The following is a 19,661-nucleotide window of genomic DNA, read 5'->3' on the forward strand; positions in this document are numbered from 1 at the left end:
CGGTTGGAAGGAGCCTCTGCGATGCAGGGCGATCCCGAGGTCATCGAATTCCTCAACGAGCAGCTCACCGGTGAGCTGACCGCCATCAACCAGTACTTCCTGCACGCGAAGATGCAGGAGAACTTCGGCTGGTACAAGCTCGCGAAGTACACCCGGCACGAGTCGTTCGACGAGATGAAGCACGCCGAGGTGCTCACCGACCGCATCCTGTTCCTGGAGGGGCTGCCCAACTACCAGCGGCTCTTCCACGTGCGGGTGGGGCAGACCGTCAAGGAGATGTTCGAGGCGGACCGGCAGGTCGAGGTCGAGGCGATCGACCGTCTCAGGCGCGGCATCCAGGTGATGCGGGAGAAGGGCGACATCACCTCCGCCAACATCTTCGAGACCATCCTCGCCGACGAGGAGCACCACATCGACTACCTCGACACCCAGCTCGAGCTGATCGAGAAGCTCGGCGAGGCGCTCTACCTCGCGCAGCTGATCGAGCAGCCGCAGAGCTAGGGCCTGTCGTCGGACTCCCGCCTGCCCCGCGACGCCCTGCACGCACTCCCGCCGCACCGGGCGCGGACCCGAGTACATCCGGTACGAGGGCCCGCCCCCGGCACGCCGGGAGCACGCACCCGACGCCGCGGGGCCCGCCCTCCGGGCGGACGACGGGAGTCCGACGACAGGCCCTAGGCGGCGGCCTCCTCGAGCGCCTCGCGCCCGGCCGGCACCGGCTCGCCCTGGCCGACCGGCTCCCGGCGCGGGCAGGCGCCCCGGCCCAGCAGGGCCTGGATGCGGCGTACGCACGACCCGCAGTCCGTGCCCGCCTTGCAGGCGGAGGCTATCTGCCGGGGCGTGCAGGCGCCGTTCTCCGCGTGCTGCTTGACCTGCTGCTCGGTGACGCCGAAGCAACTGCAGACGTACACGCGGTTCACCTCCCGCCGGGATGGATGGATTGCGCCCGCCCCGACTTCTCGGTGAGGCAAACCTAACCTTACCTATGACGCAGGTGCCGCAAAAGCGGGAGGGGCGCGGATCGTGTGTGATCCGCGCCCCACCGCACGCCCGGTGCCGGGCGGTCCGGCTACTGGTCCCTGTACATCTCGGCGACGAGGAACGCCAGGTCCAGCGACTGGCTGCGGTTCAGCCGCGGGTCGCAGGCCGTCTCGTAGCGCTGGTGCAGGTCGTCGACGAAGATCTCGTCGCCGCCGCCCACGCACTCGGTGACGTCGTCACCGGTCAGCTCCACGTGGATGCCGCCCGGGTGGGTGCCCAGCGCCTTGTGGACCTCGAAGAAGCCCTTGACCTCGTCGAGCACGTCGTCGAAGCGGCGGGTCTTGTGCCCGGAGGCCGCCTCGAAGGTGTTGCCGTGCATCGGGTCGGTCACCCAGGCCACCACCGCGCCGGACGCCGTGACCTTCTCGACCAGCTCGGGGAGCTTGTCGCGGATCTTGTCCGCGCCCATGCGGACGATGAAGGTCAGCCGGCCCGGCTCCCGCTCGGGGTCCAGGCGCTCGATGTACTGCAGCGCCTCCTCGGCCGTGGTGGTCGGGCCGAGCTTGACGCCGATCGGGTTGCGGATCCGCGAGGCGAACTCGATGTGCGCGTGGTCCAGCTGCCGGGTGCGCTCGCCGATCCACACCATGTGCGCGGAGACGTCGTACAGCTGCCCGGTGCGCGAGTCGACCCGCGTGAGCGCCGACTCGTAGTCGAGCAGCAGCGCCTCGTGCGACGAGAAGAACTCGACGGTCTTGAACTCCTCCGGGTCGGCCCCGCAGGCGTGCATGAAGTTCAGCGCGTTGTCGATCTCGCGGGCGAGCTGCTCGTAGCGCTGCCCGGACGGCGAGGACTTCACGAAGTCCTGGTTCCAGGCGTGCACCTGGCGCAGGTCGGCGTAGCCGCCGGTGGTGAAGGCGCGCACCAGGTTCAGCGTGGAGGCCGAGGCGTGGTACATCCGCTTGAGCCGCTCGGGGTCCGGTACGCGGGCCTCCTCGGTGAACTCGAAGCCGTTGACGGAGTCGCCCCGGTAGGTCGGCAGCGTCACGCCGTCGCGGGTCTCGGTGGGCTTGGAGCGCGGCTTGGAGTACTGGCCGGCGATGCGGCCGACCTTCACGACCGGCACCGAGGCGGCGTACGTCAGCACGGCGCCCATCTGGAGCAGGGTCTTGAGCTTGTTGCGGATCTGGTCGGCGGACACGGCGTCGAAGGCCTCGGCGCAGTCGCCGCCCTGGAGGAGGAACGCCTCTCCCTTGGCGACGGCCGCCATCCGGGCGCGCAGCTGGTCGCACTCGCCCGCGAAGACGAGCGGCGGATACGACTCGAGGTCCGCGATCACTGCGCGCAGAGCCTCGGGGTCGGGGTACTCGGGCTGCTGCGCCGCGGGCAGGTTGCGCCAGGTGTTGCCAGCGCCGGGGCTGGTCTTAGCGTTCACGGTCACGCCCCCAACATTACGGGGTAGGAGGGCTCCGACCGGCCGGTGCCCAGGAAATGAGATACCCGGTATCCGTTTCGGACATGGGGTAGGGTGCGTGGCATGTTCGCGCTTTCGACCCGCACCTGGTGGTGGACCGCTTCTCCGGCGGCCCACTGACTGCGCGTACGCAAGACTTCGCGAAGGCCGCCCGAGGGGCGGCCTTCGGCGTTCCGGGGCCGTTCCTCTCCATCGAGGAGGACACGGACCCGTGAACCTGCTGGACCTGCTGCACGACCCCCGCCCCTTCGCCCTGCTGCGCCGCCGTGCGCCCGGCCACGACGGGGACACCGTCGAGGTGCTCCTCGGCCCGGTCGGCACCCGCGAGCGCCTGGCCGACCTGCCCGACGAGGGCCTGGCGCTCGTCCCCTTCCGGCAGATCCGCGAGCGCGGCTTCGATGTCCGCGACGACGGCACACCGCTGCTGGTGCTGACCCCCGAGGAGAGGTACGAGATCCCGCTCGCACAGGCGGTGTCCCAGCTCCCGGGGCACGCCGTGCGCGTCGAGGACGGCGGCTTCGACGTGAGCGACGCGCAGTACGCCCGGATCGTCGAGCGGGTGCTGCGCGAGGAGATCGGGCGGGGCGAGGGCGCGAACTTCGTCATCCGGCGGACGTACGAGGGGCGGATCCCGGGGTTCGGGCGGACCGACGCGCTGGCGCTGTTCCGGCGGCTGCTGGAGGGCGAGCGGGGAGCGTACTGGACGTTCGTCGTGCACACCGGGGACGGTGGGGGACCCGTAGGGCCCTCCACGCGGGGGCGGGAGACGGGTGGGCGGACGCTGGTCGGGGCCAGTCCCGAGGTGCACGTGCGGATGTCCGGCGGGACGGTCGTCATGAACCCGATCAGCGGGACGTACCGGTATCCGGCCGGCGGCCCCACCCCGGAGCACCTGCTGGACTTCCTCGCCGACGGCAAGGAGACCGAGGAGCTGTCGATGGTCGTCGACGAGGAGCTGAAGATGATGTGCGACGTCGGCGACATGGGCGGGGTCGTCGTCGGGCCCCGGCTGAAGGAGATGGCGCACCTCGCGCACACCGAGTACGAGCTGCGCGGCCGCTCCTCGCTGGACGTGCGCGAGGTGCTGAAGCGGACCATGTTCGCGGCGACCGTCACCGGCTCGCCGGTGCAGAACGCCTGCCGGGTCATCGAGCGGCACGAGCCCCCCGGGCGGGACGGCGCGGGACGGGGGTACTACGCCGGTGCCCTCGCGCTGCTGGGCAGGGACGCGGGCGGCGCCCAGACGCTCGACTCCCCCATCCTCATCCGCACCGCCGACATCGACGCGGCCGGACGGCTGCGGGTGCCGGTCGGGGCCACGCTCGTGCGGGGCTCGGACCCGGCCGGCGAGGTCGCGGAGACGCACGCCAAGGCGGCCGGGGTGCTCGCGGCACTGGGGGTCCGCGCGCAGCGGCCGCGCGAGGAGGGCGAACGGCCCCGGCTCGCCGACGACCCGCGGGTGCGGGCGGCGCTGGACGGGCGCCGGGCCTCGCTGGCGCCGTTCTGGCTGCGCATGCAGGAACGGCCGGACGCGCCGGCCGGGCACGCCCTGGTGGTCGACGGGGAGGACACCTTCACGGCGATGCTGGCGCACGTGCTGCGCGCCGGCGGGCTGGAGGTGACCGTGCGGCGGTACGACGAGCCCGGGCTGCGCGAGGCGGTCCTCGGGCACGGGGGGCCGCTCGTCCTGGGACCCGGGCCGGGGGATCCGGGCGGGGCGCGCGACCCCAGGATGCGCTTCCTGCGGGAGCTGACCGGCGAGATCCTGCGCGCGAACCGGCACGGCGTGCTCGGCGTGTGCCTCGGGCACGAGCTGATCGCGGCCGAGCTGGGGCTGGACATCGTGCGCAAGGACGTGCCGTACCAGGGCGCGCAGACGCGGATCGACCTGTTCGGGCGCACCGAGACGGTCGGCTTCTACAACAGCTTCGTGGCGCGCTGCGACGACGCGGCGGCCGCCGGGCTGGCCGCGCGCGGAATCGAGGTCAGCCGGGCCGCGGACGGGGAGGTGCACGCGCTGCGCGGGCCGTCCCTCGCCGGGGTGCAGTTCCACCCGGAGTCGGTGCTGACGCTGAACGGCGCCGCGATCGTGCGGGAGCTGGTGGGTCAGCTGCGCGGCACCAGCACGTTCCCGGAGCGGCGGCCGGCCGTGTAGTCGAGGACGTTGCGCACCGTGGTGTCGACGATCTGGCCGACGGCGTCCACGGTGTAGTACGCCTGGTGGGACGTGACCAGGACGTTGGGGAAGGTGACGAGGCGGGCCAGGGTGTCGTCGGCGATGGCCTCCAGGGACTTGTCGAGGAAGAACAGGCCCGCCTCCGCCTCGTACACGTCCAGGCCCACGCCCGTGAAGCGGCCCGCGCGCAACTCGGTGACCAGGGCGGCGGTGTCGACGAGACCGCCGCGGCTGGAGTTCACCAGGATCGCGTCGTCCTTCATCGCCTTCAGGGCGGCGGCGTCGATGAGGTGCCGCGTCCCGGGCACGAGCGGGACGTGCAGGCTGATCAGGTCGGACTCGGCGAGCAGCCGCTCCTTGGGGACGTAGGTCATGCCCAGGTCGAGGCACGCGGGGTTCTCGGCGACGTCCCAGCCGAGCAGCCTCATGCCGAAGCCGTGCGCGATCCGGGTGAACGCCTCGCCGATCTTGCCGGTGCCGAGGACGCCGGCGGTGCGGCCGTGCAGGTCGCGGCCCATCAGCCCGTCGAGACGGAAGTCGAAGTCGCGGGTGCGGGTGGAGGCGCGCACGACGCGGCGGTTGACCGCCATGGCGAGGGTCCAGGCGAACTCGGCGACCGCGTGGGGCGAGTAGTACGAGACGCGGGCGACCGTCAGGCCCAGGCGTTCGGCGACGTGGAGGGCGATGTTGTTGAAGCCGGTGGAGCGCTGGGCGGTCATCCGGGTGCCGCCGGCGGCGAGGGCCTCCAGGACGCCTGGCCCCAGGTCGCAGTTGACGCTGGTGGAGATCACCTCGTGGCCGGCGGCGATGGGAACGGTGTCCTCGTTGAGGAAGACGTCCAGGCAGCGGAGGTCGTGGTGGCCCCGGAAGGCCTGTTCGAGCAGCGGCTTCTCGTCCGCCTGTACGCCGAAGGCCAGGATGTCCACGGGGTCCCTCCGGGGGCTCGCCGAACCGGTGCGGTACGGGGCGAATATACGGGCCCGCCGGCGGCCGTGCCCCGGAGCGGCCGGGGCGGCCGCGCGTTCCCCGCCGGCAGCGCGCGGGAAGGGGGCCGCCCGCGACCCCGCCTGATGACCCGTCAGCCGAAGAACACCCCGATCTCCGCGTAGAGCCGCGGGTCGACCGTCTTGAGCCGGGCGGTGGCCTGCGCGATGGGCACCCGGACGACGTCCGTGCCCCGCAGGGCGACCATCGTGCCGAAGTCGCCGTCGCGCACGCAGTCGATGGCGTGCAGGCCGAAGCGCGTGGCGAGCCAGCGGTCGAAGGCGCTGGGAGGGCCGCCGCGCTGCACATGGCCCAGGACCGTGGTGCGGGCCTCCTTGCCGGTCCGCCCCTCGATCTCCCTGGCGAGCCAGTCACCGATCCCGGACAGGGGCACCGGTCCGGCCGGGCCGGCCCCGGGCGCCGGGCCGCCGTCCTTCGGCCGGGCTCCCTGGGCGACCACCACGATCGGGGCGTACGAGGCCCGGAAACGGGACGTCACCCAGCCGCACACCGCGTCGAGGTCGAAGGGCTGCTCCGGGATGAGGATCACGTTCGCACCGCCGGCCAGGCCCGAATGGACCGCGATCCAGCCGGCGTTGTGCCCCATCACCTCGACGACGAGCACGCGCATGTGGGACTCGGCGGTGGTGTGCAGCCGGTCGATCGCCTCGGTGGCGGTGTTGACCGCGGTGTCGAAGCCGAGGGTGCGGTCCGTGGCGGCCATGTCGTTGTCGATCGTCTTCGGTACGCCGACGCACGGCACGCCGTGCTCCCGCCACAGCCGGGCCGCCACTCCCAGGGTGTCCGCGCCGCCGATCACGACGAGCCCGCCGATCCCGCGTCCGGCGAGGTTCTCCTTGATGCGCCGGGCGCCGTCCTCCTGCTTCAGGGGATCGGTGCGCGAGGAGCCCAGGATGGTGCCGCCGCGCGGCAGGATGCCGCGCACCGCGCGGATGTCCAGGGGGACGGCGTCGCCCTCCAGCGCCCCGAGCCAGCCGTCCCGCAGGCCGACGAAGTCGTAGCCGTACTCCTGCACGCCCTTGCGGACGACGGCCCGGATGACGGCGTTGAGACCGGGGCAGTCGCGGCCTCCGGTCAGTACTCCGACTCGCATGGGTGTGTCCCTTCGCCGCGGTGTCCTGCCGGCGCCACGCTAACGGCGGGACGGGCCGCCGCACCGCTTCACGCGCCGCCTCACTCGTCGTCGAGTCCGCGCTCTATCGCGTAGCGCACCAGTTCCACCCGGTTGTGCAGCTGCAGCTTGCCGAGCGTGTTCTGGACGTGGTTCTGCACCGTGCGGTGGGAGATGACGAGGCGTTCGGCGATCTGCTTGTAGCTCAGGCCCTTGGCGACCAGGCGCAGCACCTCGGTCTCGCGGTCGGTCAGCCGCGGCGCCCCCGGCCCGCCGGTGTCGGGGGCGGGGGCCGGTTCGGCGGCCAGGCGGCGGTACTCGCCGAGGACCAGCCCGGCCAGGCCCGGCGTGAACACCGGGTCGCCGGCGGCCGTGCGGCGCACCGCGTCCTGGAGCTCCTCGGTGGAGGCCGACTTCAGCAGGTAGCCGGTCGCGCCCGACTTGACCGCCTCCAGCACGTCGGCGTGCTCGCCGCTCGCCGACAGCACCAGCACGCGCAGCGCCGGGTCGGCGGCGACGACCTCCTTGCAGACCTGCACCCCCGGTTTGCCGGGCAGGTTCAGGTCGAGCACGAGGACGTCGGGGCCGGCGGCCCTGGCGCGGCGCACGGCCTGCTCGCCGTCGCCCGCGGTGGCGACCACCTCGAAGCCGGACTGGGCCAGGTCGCGGGCGACGGCGTCGCGCCACATGGGGTGGTCGTCGACCACCATGACCCTGATCGGACCCTGCCGGTCCTGTGCCGTCCGCGTCATCGCTGCTCCGCCTTCCCCCGTGCGCCCCGCACGTCGTCCGTGTCCTTCGGCACCCTCAGTTCGACCTCCGTGCCCTGCCCGGGCACCGAGACCAGCTCGGCGCTTCCGCCGAGGTCGCGCAGCCGTCCCCGGATCGACAGGGCCACGCCGAGCCGCCCCTCGCCCTCGGCCTGCGCGAGCCGGCCCTCGGGGATGCCGGGTCCGTCGTCCCGCACCGTGACGATCACCTCGTCGGGCTCGTCCTCGACCAGGATCCAGGCGCGCGCCCGCTCCCCGGCGTGCCTGCGGACGTTGTCCAGGGCCGCCCCGACGGCCGCCGCGACCTCCCGCGCCGCCGACGGTGCCAGCAGCACCGGCGCGCCCGGCTCGGCGAGGCCGACCCGTCCGCAGGCGTACGGCGCCAGCAGCGCGCGCAGGTCGGCGGGCCGGTCGTCGTCGGGCACGTCCACCGCCCGTACGACCGCCCCTTCGGCGGCGTCCTCCGACACCCGGGAGACGGGCACGAGTCCGCCGGAGACCAGGGTGCGCAGCGCCACCTCCTGCTCGCCGGCCAGCCGGCCCAGCTCGGCCGCCTCGCCGCCGAGCGCGGCTCCGCGCCGCTTCACCATCGCCAGCACCTGCAGGACGCTGTCGTGGATGTCCCGCGCGAGCCGCTCCCGCTCCCTCGTCGCGGCCTCGATCTCCAGGGCGCGGGCGAGGGTGCGCTCGGAGGCGCGGGCGACCTCGACGACGTATCCGATGGCGATGGAGGCGACCCACACGAGGATCACGTTGTGGACGGTGTCGCGGGCGGGGCTGCCGCGTTCGGCCAGATTGGCGACGGCCACCAGGGTGGAGGCCAGGGCGGCCCAGCGCCAGCCGCCCTTGACGGCGAAGGCCAGCACGGAACCGGCCGTCCAGATCGAGGGCAGGGTGGGGCCGCCCGCCTGGATCCGCTCGTGCGCGTCGGCGAGCGGGGTGAGCAGGATGCCGGCCAGGGCGACGGTGAGGTCGGCGGCGAGGAACCGTCTGGTGCAGCTCGCGGCGTTGGCGACCCTCGGCAGGGTGGCCAGGGTCCACACGCACAGCACCGCGAAGTAGGCGACGGCGAGCCAGGGGCGCGCGAACTCCTCGTAGGCGGTGGCGAACAGCCCGACCGCGTACAGCACGGCGAGCACCCGGTAGCCGGTGAGCGCACGCCACAGCGGCTGCTCGACCGACATCCTCATGACTTTCTCGCGTCCGGCCACTCGTCCCCCACCCGGCCCGGGCCCCGTCTAGGGCTCGGACCGCCTCTCCTCGGCCTTTTCCTTCTCCGCCTGTTCCCTCTCGGCCCGCGCGAGCGCGGCCCTGGCCGCCTTCTCCGCTTCCTTCCCGGCCTTCGCCGCCTCCGCGAGCTGCCGTTTCATGGCGGTCGCGTACACGTCGACGTACTCCTGGCCGGAGAGCTTCATGATCTCGTACATGACCTCGTCGGTCACCGCGCGCAGCACGAACCGGTCGTGCTCCATGCCCTGGTAGCGGCTGAAGTCCAGGGGCTTGCCGATCCGGATGCCCGGCCGCATCAGCTTCGGCACGATCTTCCCGGGCGGCTGGATCTTCTCCGTGTCGATCATGGCGACCGGGATGACGGGCGCGCCGGTGGCGAGCGCCACGCGCGCGAGGCCGCCGGGCTTGCCGCGGTACAGCCGCCCGTCGGGCGAGCGCGTGCCCTCCGGGTAGATGCCGAACAGCTCGCCGCGCTCCAGCACCTCTATGCCGCTTTTGATCGCGGCCTCACCCGCGCCCCGCGCGCCGGAGCGGTCCACCGGGAGCTGGCCGACGCCCTTGAAGAACGCGGCGGTCAGCCGGCCCTTCACGCCGGGCGTGGTGAAGTACTCGGCCTTCGCGATGAAGGTGACCTTGCGGTCGAGGACGGCGGGCAGGAAGAACGAGTCGGAGAACGACAGGTGGTTGCTCGCCAGGATGGCGGGACCCTCGGCCGGGACGTTCTCCAGGCCCTCCACCCAGGGCCTGAAGGCAAGCTTCAGCGGCCCCCCGACGGTGACCTTCATCGCGCCGTACAACAACCGCGTGCCTCCTGTGTCTGTGGATCAGACCTTAACCCGGGGCGCCGGTGAAGGCGCCGACGGCCCTGGTCGGTGTCGGTACCGTCGCGTACGGTGAAGGTCCCGCACACGGCGTGCCGCCCCTTTCCCGCACACACGCCAGCCCTTCTTCGACGAACAGGAGGCCCAAGGTGCCGCTCCTCGCCGGAGCCGAGCCGTACCGCCATGCCGGCTCGGAGGTCGCCGTCCTGCTCTGCCACGGCTTCACCGGTTCGCCTCAGTCGCTGCGCCCCTGGGCGGAGCACCTCGCCGCGCACGGCCTGACCGTCTCGCTTCCCCTGCTGCCCGGGCACGGCACGCGCTGGCAGGACCTGCGGATCACCGGCTGGCAGGACTGGTACGCGGAGGTGGACCGCGAACTGCGCGTCCTGCGCGAGCGCTGCGCGACGGTGTTCGTGGCCGGCCTGTCCATGGGCGGGGCGCTCGCCCTGCGCCTGGCCGCCCGGCACGGGGACGCGGTCGCCGGCGTCATGGTCGTCAACCCGGCGAACAAGGTGCACGGCCTGGCCGCGCACGCCCTTCCGGTCCTGCGCCACCTGGTGCCCAGCACGAAGGGCATCGCGAGCGACATCGCCAAGCCGTCCGGCACGGAGCTGGGCTACGACCGGGTGCCGCTGCACGCGGCGCACTCCCTGCGGGCCTTCTTCCGCCTCGTCGACCGCGAGCTGCCGCGGGTCACCCAGCCCCTGCTGCTGCTGCGCAGCCCGCAGGACCACGTGGTGCCGCCGGCCGACTCGGCCCGTATCCTCAGCCGCGTCTCGTCGACGGACGTGACGGAGATCCTGCTGGAACAGAGCTACCACGTGGCGACGTTGGACCACGACGCGGACCGGATCCTCGCGGAGAGCACCGCGTTCATCGGCCGGCTCGCACCCGGTTCCGGCGAGGAGCCGAGTCTCCGCAGGGAGCCCGCTCCCGGCAAGGAAGGGACGACCGCAGGTGGCTGAGCACGACTCCGACCGCGAGGGCCGCGAGCCGGACGAGAAGGACGCCCCGTTCGACGAGGAGGCCGCCTGGGCGGCGATCGTCGCCGGGTACGGCGAGGAGCCGCCGGACCCGTCCGGCGCCAAGCCGTTCAAGTCCGTCGAGGACCTGGCGCTCCTGGAGGCCGGGACCAACGACGACAACCCCCCGGCCGGCGGGGAGGACGAGCCCGCCCCGGCCAGGCCGCTCGGCAGCTCGGTCGCGTTCGCGCCCGGCGTCGGCCCGCGCGACCACACCCTGCCCGAGCCGTCCGACGAGGACTTCACCGAGGACGACGAGGGTCACTTCGTCCCGCCGGAGCCCCCGCCGCTGCCCGAGTCCGACGCCACCGCCAGGTTCGCCTGGCTCGGGGTGCTCGGCGCGCCGGTCCTGCTCCTGCTGGCGGTCCTGCTCGGCTGGGAGATGACCTGGTGGCTCGCCACGCTGTGCATCGGCGGCTTCCTCGGCGGGGTCGCCACGCTGGTGATGCGGATGAAGACGGACGACGAGGACGAGGACGACCCGGGCCGGGGCGCGGTGGTCTGAGCCCGGCTACGCCGCGGGGACCCTGAGGGCGGCCAGGACCGGAAGGTGGTCCGTGGCCGCCCTCAGGTCGCTTCCGGTCACCCCGGGCAGCCCGGACGGCACCCCGCAGCCGAGCACCTCGATGCCCTTCGTCGCGAAGATCGCGTCGATCCGCCGGCGGGGATCGCCGGGCGTCCAGGTGTGCTCACCGCCCCAGGGGGCGGTGGCCCAGCAGTCCTGCAGGCCCTCGGCCAGGAGGCGGAAGGTGCGGCCGTCGGGGCGTTCGTTGAGGTCGCCGCCCGCGACCGCGTGCTCCACGCCCAGCGCGGCGAGCCGGTCCAGCAGCATGCCGCCCTGCCGGTGGCGCTCCTCCCGCTGCAGCGACAGATGGCAGCTGAGCACGCCGAGGCGGGCGCCCCCGAACCGTACGACGGCGGTCGCGAAGCCGCGCCGGTGCTGTCCCGGGGTGAGCGGCAGCAGCACGTCCTCGGTCCGCTCGACGGTCGCGCGCAGCGAGCTCAGGACGGCCGGTCCCGCGGCCGTCGCCCCGCCGGTGAGGATCACCAGGTCGGCGGCGCGGGCCAGACGGGCGAGCTTCTTGCGCCAGCGGAAGAACCGCGGGGCCTCCTGCAGGAGGACCAGGTCGGGGGCGCACGCCCTGATGACGCGGGCGAGGGCGGCGGTGTCGTCCCGCATCGAGCGGACGTTGTAGCCGAGGACGCGGACGACGGCCGAACCGTCGGGCTCGGTGCGGGAGTTGGGCAGCAGCGAGTTCGCCATGCCGTCAATCTACGGCCCCGGGCGGTGCGGCGCCCGGCGGCTCGGGGCGCGGGGCTGACGGGCGACCGCCGGTCCGTCGTGGCCTGTCGCGCCGTTCCCCGCGCCCCTCGGGGCGTCACATGACCGGGTCGGGCTCCCGGGCCAGGTCGGCCGCGCCCACCAGGCCGGCCTTGTTGCCGAGCTGGGCGGCGAGGACGTCGGCGACGGGGCGCCAGTTGCCGCCCACCAGCCAGCGCTTGTAGGACTTGCGGATCGGGCCGAGGACCAGCTCGCCCTCGTCGGACAGGCCGCCGCCGACGATGAAGGCGGACGGGTCGAACAGGGAGGCCAGGTCGGCCAGGCCCGCGCCGACCCAGCGGGCCAGCTCCCGGTAGGAGTCGACGGCCACCCGGTCGCCCTGGCGGGCGGCCATGGAGATGTGCTTGCCCTCGATGCCGTCGGGGGTGCCGTCGCCGAGGCCGAGCAGGATCTCGGCGTTCTCGGGGGTGGCGTTGGCGCGCTGCTTGGCGTACCGCACCAGGGCGCGGCCGGAGGCGTACTGCTCCCAGCAGCCCTGCGAACCGCAGCCGCACAGCAGGCCGTCCGGCACCATGCGGATGTGGCCGAACTCGGCGGCCACGCCGAAGTGCCCGCGGCGCAGCTTGTTGCCGATGATGATGCCGCCGCCGAGGCCGGTGCCGAGGGTGATGCAGATGACGTTGCGGTGGCCCTTGCCGGCACCGAACTTGTACTCGCCCCAGGCCGCGGCGTTGGCGTCGTTCTCCACGACGACCGGGAGGCCGACGCGGGCCTCGACCTTGTCCTTCAGCGGCTCGTTGCGCCAGTCGATGTTGGGCGCGAAGTAGACCGTCGAGCGCTGGCGGTTGACGTAGCCGGCGGCGCCGATGCCCACGCCGGTGATCTCGTGCCCGGCGCGCGCGCCCTCCACCGCCGAGGCGATGGCGTCCACGATCCCCTCGGGCGTGCCCGGGGTCGGCACCTTGTGGGTCGAGAGGATGTTGCCTTCCTCGTCGACCACGCCGGCCGCGATCTTCGTGCCGCCGATGTCGACGCCGATGGTGAGTCCCATGAATCCCTCAGTTTCGGTCGAGCCCCGCTACGGCCAACGGTACCCGAGGCCCTGCCGTCGGGTTCCCGTCGTCCGCCCGCCGGGCGGGACCGGGGAGGGGACCGGGGCGGCGGGGGTCCGCCGTGGGATCCCCCGTCAGTCCAGGTCGATGCGCTCGCCGGGGCCGGTGTCCCCGTCCCCGTCACGTCGTTCGCCGATGTCGCGCGCGTCCCGTTCGCGGGTCGTCCAGCGCCGTTCCTGGGCCTGGACGGCGGAGCGGTAGGCCGCGAGCAGTTCGTTGCCGGCCGCCGCCAGATGGTCGAAGACGTCGGGGTTGCGCTCGATGACGGGTTCCACGGCGGCCCTGGCCTGCTCGACGACCTGGCGCACCACCTGCTGCGCGGCGGGCCCGGCGACCGCGCCGAGCAGCGGCGACCGCGCCCCGGACAGCTTGTCGGCGACCGCGTCGACGAGCTTCCTCAGCTCCTCGGCGGCCGATCCCGGCGGCGGCCCGTACCGGGCGCGGCGGCGGACCTGCTCCGCCTCCAGGTCCTCGGCGCAGGCGGTCGCCCAGGCGTCGGCGTCGGCCGCCCGTACCTCGTCCGCGGCCTGTTCCCGGGCGGCGCCGGCCGGGGGGAGCTCTTCGCTCATGACGGACTCCTGACTACGGTTCGTCCCTACGACGTTACCCGAACGGGCGCGCCGGGTTCACCGGGTGCCCGGCCACAGCCGCGGATCGGGCGCGAAGCGGATGCGCAGCTCGTCCTCGCGCAGGGCCGCCCCGTCGACGGTGCAGCGGCGCAGGGCGGACGGCAGCGGGACGATCCGGCGGAAGGGTCCGGCGGTGACGAGGAGTTCGTCGCCGCGCCGGACGAGGTCCAGTTCGTCCCGCAGGGCGCCGGGCAGCGGGAGGTGCCAGACGAGCACGCCGTCCTCGGCGAGCCGGTCGGTGACGGGCCACTCGACGCGGGCGGCGGCCCGGCCGGCGCCGGGCACGGCGAGCGCGGCGAGGTCGCCGGCGCCGCGCGGGTCGTGTCCGAGGTGGCCGACGGCGTGGACGTCGTACGACTCCCGCCACTCCTCCAGGACCTTGCGCTGCTGGGCGACGGGCCCGGCCAGCCAGGTGTCGCCGGACGCCTCGGGCAGGACCCGGTTGGCCACCAGCACGTCGGTGCGCAGGCCGCGCAGGGCCAGGCCGAGCGAGGCGGCGCGGACGGCGTCGGCGCCCGCCGGGCCCGGCTCGGCGACCAGCCGTACGACGGTGCCCTCGTCGCGGACGAACGCCTCGACGGCGGCCAGCTCCACGTCCCAGCGGGCGGCCGTCTCGTACAGCCACTGCGCGGGCATGGGGACGCCGGCGAGCCGGCCCAGCACCGGGCGCAGGGCGCGGGCGGCCTGCCGTTCGGGCGGGAGCAGGCGGCGCAGGTAGCGGCGCAGTTCCTCGGGGAGGGCGAGGAGGGCCAGGGCGTGGGGGACGGGCGGCAGGTCCACGACGAGCAGGTCGTGCTCCTGCGACAGCGCCGCGTCCCGCAGGGCCCGCAGCAGGGCGAGTTCCCCGGCGCCCGGCAGCGGGGTGAGCTCCTCGGGGTCGAGGGGGGAGGCGCCGAGGAGGTCCAGGGCGGCACGGGCGCGGTCCTGGAAGGCGGCGAGGTCGTCGCGGAAGTCCTCGGCGGAGTCGGGCCGCCAGGCGGTGAGGTTCCCGGCGGCGCGCACCGGCGCGGCGCCCGTCCCGGTGCCGAGCGCCGCGCCGAGGGTGTCGGTGCGGTCGGCGCTCAGCACGAGGGTGTTCGTCCCCTCGCGGGCCGCCCGCAGGGCGGTGGCCGCGGCGACGGTCGTGCGGCCGCAGCCGCCCGGGCCGGTGATCAGGATGGTGCGCATGGAGGTGAACGCTACCGGGCACCGGCGAGGTGCCCGGCGTCAGCGCCGACGGCGGGTCGGCCGCGCGCCCGGGCCGGCTACCGGCCCGACTCCACCCGCTTCTTCAGCCCCGCCAGCGCCCGGTCGATGATGACCTTCTCCGCCTTGCGCTTGATCATCCCGAGCATGGGGATCTTGACGTCGACCGTCAGCCGGTACGTCACCTCGGTCGCCCCGGCCCCCGCCGGCCTCAGCAGGTAGGTGCCGTCCAGCGACCGCAGCATCTGGGACTTCACCAGCGTCCAGGAGACCTCGTGCTCCCCGGTCCAGGTGTACGCCAGCGTCTGGTCGTCCTTGATCGCGCCGGCGTCCATGACGAGGCGCACCTGCTCGGCGCGGCCCTGCGCGTCGGTCCTGAGGACCTCGGCCTCCTTCACCTCGCCGGTCCACTCCGGGTAGCGGGCGAAGTCGGCGATCACCCCCATGACGTCGGCCGGTGCCGCCTCGATCGTGATGCTCGAGCTGGTGTGTTCCGCCATCGCCGTGGCTCCTCCAGATGCGGGCCGGTAAGAGGTCGTGGTGTGCACGTGAGTGCAGCGTGAAGGCTACCGCGCAGCGCCCGCGCCACCCGCACCGACCGCACCGCTACCTGCGCACACGCCGTCGAGGGCTCACCACTCCAGCACCCACGGCCTGCCGGTCCCGGCGAAGTGCCCCACGTTCACGCACTCGGTCGCCCCGATCCGCATCCGCCGCGCCAGCGGCTGGTGGACGTGCCCGAACAGCGCGTAGCGGGGCCGGGTGCGGCGGATGGCGTCCAGCAGGGCCCGGCTGCCGCGCTCGAAGCGGCGCGCGACGGTGTCGTAGACCAGTTCGGGGACCTCGGGCGGGATGTGTGTGCAGAGCACGTCGACCTTGCCGACGGCCTCGATCTTCGCCGCGTACTCCTCGTCGTCGATCTCGTACGGCGTGCGCATCGGGGTCCGCAGCCCGCCGCCGACGAAGCCGAACACCCGGCCGCCGATCTCCACGCGCTCCCCGTCGAGCACGGTCGTGCCGGGCCCGGCGTACTCCTGCCACAGGGACGGCACGTCGACGTTGCCGTAGGTGGCGTACGTCGGGGTGGGGAACGCGGCGAACAGCTCGGCGTACTGCCTGCGCACCGCCTTCTCGATCACGGCGGCCCGGTCCTGGCCGATGCCCGCCCACAGCCGGGCCCCGAACTCCCGCGCCTCCTCGAAGCGGCGGGCCGTGCGCAGCTCGACGATGCGGTCGGCGTTCTCCACGCCGAACAGGTCGGGGAAGATGCCGCGCGAGTGGTCGGCGTAGTCGAGGAAGAGGACGAGGTCGCCCAGGCAGATGAGGGCGTCGGCGCCCTCCCCGGCTCCGGCCAGGTCACGGGCGTTGCCGTGCACGTCGCTGACGACGTGCACGCGGTGGGTGCGCGTCCTGCCCTCTGCGCCTGGTGTGGATGCCATGACGATCAAGGGTAGGCCCGTGCGGGAGGCGTGAACAGTACGGCCGGAAACACAGGTTACTGGCCAGTTTTCAACGCCCTGGACTACTGTGCGCGAGGGAACACCCACCTGTGTGACGCAGCGAACATCTCGCCGGGCCCCCCTGTCGAAGAGGCCATACCGGCGGGTAACGTCCGGGCAGTCCAGTCGTGCTCAGGTTTTCAACAGGTGAATCCCCGAGCACTTGTCCGAGCCTTGGACCGCACGGCCGCATCACACGACGTCGTGGCGCCGGCGCCCTATGAGGAGCAGCAGTCTTGCGCGAGTTCAGCCTTCCGGCTTTGTACGAGGTCCCTGCGGACGGGAATCTGACCGACATCGTCCGCAGAAACGCCGCGCAGCACCCGGACGTCGCCGTCATCGCCCGCAAGGCCGGCGGTACCTGGCAGGACGTGACGGCCACCGCCTTCCTCACCGAGGTGCGCTCGGCCGCCAAGGGCCTGATCGCGGCCGGCGTGCAGCCGGGCGACCGGGTGGGCCTGATGAGCCGCACCCGCTACGAGTGGACCCTGCTGGACTTCGCGATCTGGAGCGCGGGCGCGGTCACCGTACCGGTCTACGAGACCAGTTCGCCGGAGCAGGTGCAGTGGATCCTCGGCGACTCGGGCGCCACCGCCTGCATCGTGGAGACGGACGCTCACGCGGCCGCCGTCGAGTCGGTCCGCGAGGGGCTGCCCGCCCTCAAGAACGTCTGGCAGATCGAGGCCGGTGCCGTGGAGGAGCTCGGGCGGCTCGGCCAGGACGTCACGGACGAGACGGTCGAGGAACGCAGCTCGATCGCGAAGGCCGACGACCCGGCGACCATCGTCTACACCTCCGGCACCACCGGCCGCCCCAAGGGCTGCGTGCTCACCCACCGCAGCTTCTTCGCCGAGTGCGGCAACGTCGTGGAGCGGCTGCGCCCGCTGTTCCGCACCGGCGAGTGCTCGGTGCTGCTCTTCCTGCCGCTCGCGCACGTCTTCGGCCGGCTGGTCCAGGTCGCGCCGATGATGGCGCCGATCAAGCTGGGCTGCGTGCCGGACATCAGGAACCTCACCGACGAGCTGGCCGCGTTCCGGCCGACGCTGATCCTCGGTGTGCCGCGCGTCTTCGAGAAGGTCTACAACTCCGCGCGCGCCAAGGCGCAGGCCGACGGCAAGGGCGGAGTCTTCGACAAGGCGGCCGACACGGCCATCGCGTACAGCAAGGCGCTGGACACCCCGTCCGGCCCCTCCCTCGGCCTGAGGATCAGGCACAAGGTCTTCGACAAGCTGGTCTACGGCAAGCTGCGCGCGGTCCTCGGCGGGCGCGGCGAGTACGCCATCTCCGGCGGCGCCCCGCTGGGCGAGCGCCTCGGCCACTTCTTCCGCGGCATCGGCTTCACCGTCCTGGAGGGCTACGGCCTGACCGAGTCCTGCGCGGCCACCGCCTTCAACCCCTGGGACCGGCAGAAGATCGGCACGGTCGGCCAGCCGCTGCCCGGCTCGGTGGTCCGCATCGCCGACGACGGCGAGGTGCTGCTGCACGGCGAGCACCTGTTCAAGGAGTACTGGAACAACCCGGGCGCGACGGCGGAGGCGCTGGCCGACGGCTGGTTCCACACCGGCGACATCGGCACCCTGGACGAGGACGGCTACCTCAGCATCACCGGCCGCAAGAAGGAGATCATCGTCACCGCGGGCGGCAAGAACGTCGCCCCGGCCGTGATCGAGGACCGCATCCGCGCGCACGCGCTGATCGCGGAGTGCATGGTGGTCGGCGACGGGCGGCCGTTCGTGGGTGCGCTGGTCACCCTCGACGAGGAGTTCCTGGGCCGCTGGTGCGCCGACCACGGCAAGCCGGCGGGCTCCACCGCGGCGTCGCTGCGCGAGGACCCGGACCTGCTCGCCGCGGTCCAGGCCGCGATCGACGACGGCAACGCCGCGGTGTCGAAGGCGGAGTCGGTGCGCAAGTTCCGCATCCTGTCCTCCCAGTTCACGGAGGAGTCGGGCCACCTGACCCCGTCGCTGAAGCTGAAGCGGAACGTGGTGGCCAAGGACTACGCGCAGGAGATCGAGGCCATCTACGCGAAGTAGCCGGGCCCGGAGCAGCGGGGCCCGGGGCGAGACGTCACGGCGCGGTGTCCTCGGCGAGGACCCGCGCCGTCGTCCGTTCCGCGAGCGCGGCGACGGTCCCGAAGGTGGGTTCGCCCGGGCCGCCGGGACGCCCCGGCGGCCCGGGGCCACGGCTACAGCAGCGAGGTCAGCTTCTCCGCCAGCAGATCCCACCGCCACCTCTCCTCGATCCAGGCCCGCCCCCGCTCCCCCATGCGGCGGCGCAGCTCCGCGTCCCCGAGGAGCGTGACGATCCGGTCGGCGGCCTCCTCCGGCGAGCCGCCGCGCACGACCCAGCCGGTCTCCCCGTCGAGCACGGCGTCCGGCGCCCCGCCGGAGTCCCCGGCGACGACGGGCAGCCCGGTCGCGGAGGCCTCCAGGTAGACGATGCCGAGCCCTTCGACGTCGAGCCCGCCGCGCCGGGTCCGGCACGGCATGGCGAAGACGTCCCCGGCGCCGTAGTGGGCGGGCAGTTCCGACCAGGGCACGGCGCCCGTGAAGCGCACGGAGCCGGCGACCCCGCTCTCGTGCGCGAGCCGGCGCAGCTCCTTCTCGTACGGTCCGCCGCCGACGATCAGCAGTACGGCCTCCGGCTGGGCGGCCAGGATCCTGGGCATGGCCTGGATGAGCGTGTCCTGCCCCTTGCGGCGCACCAGCCGCGAGACGCACACGACCACCGGCCGGCCGGTGAGCCCGAGCCGGGCCCGGATCTCGTCGCCGCCCGATCCCGGGTGGAAGGTCTTCTCGTCCACCCCGGGGGGCAGCTGCACCATCCGCGAGGCGGCGTCGGGGCCGAGCGCGGCGGCGATCCGTGACCGCGTGTACTCGCCGAGGTAGGTGAGGGTGTCCGTCGACTCCCCGATCCGCCGCAGCAGCCGCCGCGCGGCGGGCAGCTGGGCCCAGCCGGCCTCGTGTCCGTGCGTGGTGGCCACGATGCGTTCGGCCCCGGCCCTCCTGAGCGCCGGCGCCATCAGCCCCAGCGGTGCCGCCGCCCCGAACCACACCGAGGTGCACCCGTGCTCGCGCAGCAGGGCGACGGCCCGCCGGGTGGCTCGCGGTGTCGGCAGCAGCATCGTCGTGCGGTCGCGCACCACGGTGAAGGGCTGCTCGGCGTCGAAGGCGGCGGTCGCCTCGGCGCCCTCCCGGCCGCGCTTCCAGGTCGAGGCGTAGACCACCAGCCGGTCCGGGTCCAGCCGCAGCGCCATGTTGTGCAGGAACGCCTGGATGCCGCCGGGCCGGGGCGGGAAGTCGTTGGTCACGATCAGGGTCTTGTGCATCGCCGCCGACCCTACCGAACGGTTACCGTCGGACGA

20 protein-coding genes are annotated in these 19,661 nt (G+C 73.5%); 6 read left to right on the forward strand and 14 right to left on the reverse strand.

The genetic code is table 11. The features are described from left to right. The first annotated feature begins 21 nt into the window (after positions 1-21). Complete coding sequence (gene bfr, locus AB0L29_RS06305) at positions 22-501, forward strand: bacterioferritin (protein ID WP_365823899.1); 480 nt, start codon at positions 22-24, stop codon at positions 499-501. Positions 502-674: 173 nt separating this feature from the next. Here bfr and AB0L29_RS06310 read toward each other — a convergent pair whose 3' ends face one another. Both AB0L29_RS06310 and AB0L29_RS06315 read right to left on the reverse strand, forming a co-directional pair. Continuing rightward, complete coding sequence (locus AB0L29_RS06310) at positions 675-920, reverse strand: (2Fe-2S)-binding protein (protein ID WP_365823901.1); 246 nt, start codon at positions 918-920, stop codon at positions 675-677. A gap of 149 nt (positions 921-1,069) precedes the next feature. Continuing rightward, positions 1,070-2,422 (reverse strand): class II 3-deoxy-7-phosphoheptulonate synthase, encoded by a 1,353-nt coding sequence (locus AB0L29_RS06315; protein WP_365823903.1) that lies wholly within the window; start codon positions 2,420-2,422, stop codon positions 1,070-1,072. 96 nt (positions 2,423-2,518) lie between these two features. On the opposite strand from AB0L29_RS06315, the gene AB0L29_RS06320 reads away from it, so the two are divergent. After that, positions 2,519-2,575, forward strand: coding sequence for a trp operon leader peptide (locus tag AB0L29_RS06320; protein ID WP_365824073.1), 57 nt, complete (start codon positions 2,519-2,521; stop codon positions 2,573-2,575). A gap of 91 nt (positions 2,576-2,666) precedes the next feature. Further along, entirely contained in the window at positions 2,667-4,610 is a 1,944-nt protein-coding gene (locus AB0L29_RS06325; RefSeq protein ID WP_365823905.1) for an anthranilate synthase family protein, read from the forward strand. On the opposite strand, the gene AB0L29_RS06330 is transcribed toward AB0L29_RS06325, so the two are convergent. From AB0L29_RS06330 to AB0L29_RS06350, 5 genes are all read right to left on the reverse strand, one after another. Next, complete coding sequence (locus AB0L29_RS06330; protein WP_365823907.1) at positions 4,562-5,557, reverse strand: 2-hydroxyacid dehydrogenase; 996 nt, start codon at positions 5,555-5,557, stop codon at positions 4,562-4,564. The genes AB0L29_RS06325 and AB0L29_RS06330 overlap by 49 nt on opposite strands. A 152-nt stretch (positions 5,558-5,709) precedes the next feature. Next, positions 5,710-6,729 (reverse strand): ATP-dependent 6-phosphofructokinase, encoded by a 1,020-nt coding sequence (locus AB0L29_RS06335; RefSeq protein WP_365823909.1) that lies wholly within the window; start codon positions 6,727-6,729, stop codon positions 5,710-5,712. Positions 6,730-6,809: 80 nt separating this feature from the next. Then, positions 6,810-7,499, reverse strand: a complete 690-nt coding sequence (locus AB0L29_RS06340) for a response regulator transcription factor (RefSeq protein ID WP_365823911.1) — start codon at positions 7,497-7,499, stop codon at positions 6,810-6,812. Beyond that, positions 7,496-8,728 (reverse strand): DUF5931 domain-containing protein, encoded by a 1,233-nt coding sequence (locus AB0L29_RS06345; RefSeq protein ID WP_365823913.1) that lies wholly within the window; start codon positions 8,726-8,728, stop codon positions 7,496-7,498. Before AB0L29_RS06345 ends, AB0L29_RS06340 begins: the two co-directional genes overlap by 4 nt. Positions 8,729-8,755: 27 nt before the next feature. Next, positions 8,756-9,532, reverse strand: a complete 777-nt coding sequence (locus AB0L29_RS06350) for a lysophospholipid acyltransferase family protein (RefSeq protein ID WP_365824075.1) — start codon at positions 9,530-9,532, stop codon at positions 8,756-8,758. A 185-nt stretch (positions 9,533-9,717) separates the two neighbouring features. On the opposite strand from AB0L29_RS06350, the gene AB0L29_RS06355 reads away from it, so the two are divergent. Both AB0L29_RS06355 and AB0L29_RS06360 read left to right on the forward strand, forming a co-directional pair. Further along, on the forward strand, positions 9,718-10,533 hold the full coding sequence (locus AB0L29_RS06355; RefSeq protein WP_365823915.1) for an alpha/beta fold hydrolase: 816 nt from the start codon (positions 9,718-9,720) through the stop codon (positions 10,531-10,533). Then, on the forward strand, positions 10,526-11,095 hold the full coding sequence (locus AB0L29_RS06360) for a hypothetical protein (RefSeq protein ID WP_365823917.1): 570 nt from the start codon (positions 10,526-10,528) through the stop codon (positions 11,093-11,095). Before AB0L29_RS06355 ends, AB0L29_RS06360 begins: the two co-directional genes overlap by 8 nt. Positions 11,096-11,101: 6 nt before the next feature. Here the strand turns inward: AB0L29_RS06360 and AB0L29_RS06365 are convergent, their stop codons facing one another. The 6 genes from AB0L29_RS06365 to AB0L29_RS06390 form a co-directional block, all read right to left on the reverse strand. Further along, positions 11,102-11,854, reverse strand: coding sequence for an endonuclease/exonuclease/phosphatase family protein (locus AB0L29_RS06365; protein WP_365823919.1), 753 nt, complete (start codon positions 11,852-11,854; stop codon positions 11,102-11,104). Positions 11,855-11,969: 115 nt separating this feature from the next. Next, the gene (locus AB0L29_RS06370) at positions 11,970-12,923 is read right to left on the reverse strand and encodes an ROK family glucokinase (protein ID WP_365823921.1); all 954 of its coding nucleotides are present in this window, start codon (positions 12,921-12,923) and stop codon (positions 11,970-11,972) included. 135 nt (positions 12,924-13,058) lie between these two features. Continuing rightward, entirely contained in the window at positions 13,059-13,553 is a 495-nt protein-coding gene (locus tag AB0L29_RS06375) for a DUF5304 domain-containing protein (RefSeq protein WP_365823923.1), read from the reverse strand. Positions 13,554-13,610: 57 nt separating this feature from the next. After that, positions 13,611-14,780 carry an ArsA-related P-loop ATPase gene (locus AB0L29_RS06380; protein WP_365823925.1) on the reverse strand — a complete coding sequence of 390 codons (1,170 nt, stop codon included), beginning with the start codon at positions 14,778-14,780 and terminating at the stop codon, positions 13,611-13,613. A 77-nt stretch (positions 14,781-14,857) separates the two neighbouring features. Next, complete coding sequence (locus tag AB0L29_RS06385; RefSeq protein ID WP_365823927.1) at positions 14,858-15,298, reverse strand: SRPBCC family protein; 441 nt, start codon at positions 15,296-15,298, stop codon at positions 14,858-14,860. Between the two features lie 132 nt (positions 15,299-15,430). After that, positions 15,431-16,237 carry a metallophosphoesterase gene (locus AB0L29_RS06390; RefSeq protein WP_365823929.1) on the reverse strand — a complete coding sequence of 269 codons (807 nt, stop codon included), beginning with the start codon at positions 16,235-16,237 and terminating at the stop codon, positions 15,431-15,433. A gap of 296 nt (positions 16,238-16,533) precedes the next feature. Here AB0L29_RS06390 and AB0L29_RS06395 point away from each other — a divergent pair, with 296 nt between their 5' ends. Further along, positions 16,534-18,330: an AMP-dependent synthetase/ligase gene (locus AB0L29_RS06395; RefSeq protein ID WP_365823931.1), complete on the forward strand. Its 1,797-nt coding sequence runs from the start codon at positions 16,534-16,536 to the stop codon at positions 18,328-18,330. 152 nt (positions 18,331-18,482) lie between these two features. On the opposite strand, the gene AB0L29_RS06400 is transcribed toward AB0L29_RS06395, so the two are convergent. After that, positions 18,483-19,625, reverse strand: coding sequence for a glycosyltransferase family 4 protein (locus AB0L29_RS06400; RefSeq protein ID WP_365823933.1), 1,143 nt, complete (start codon positions 19,623-19,625; stop codon positions 18,483-18,485). Positions 19,626-19,661: the final 36 nt, after the last annotated feature.

The organism is Streptomyces sp. NPDC052701 (assembly GCF_040678355.1).
Classification (GTDB): domain Bacteria; phylum Actinomycetota; class Actinomycetes; order Streptomycetales; family Streptomycetaceae; genus Streptomyces.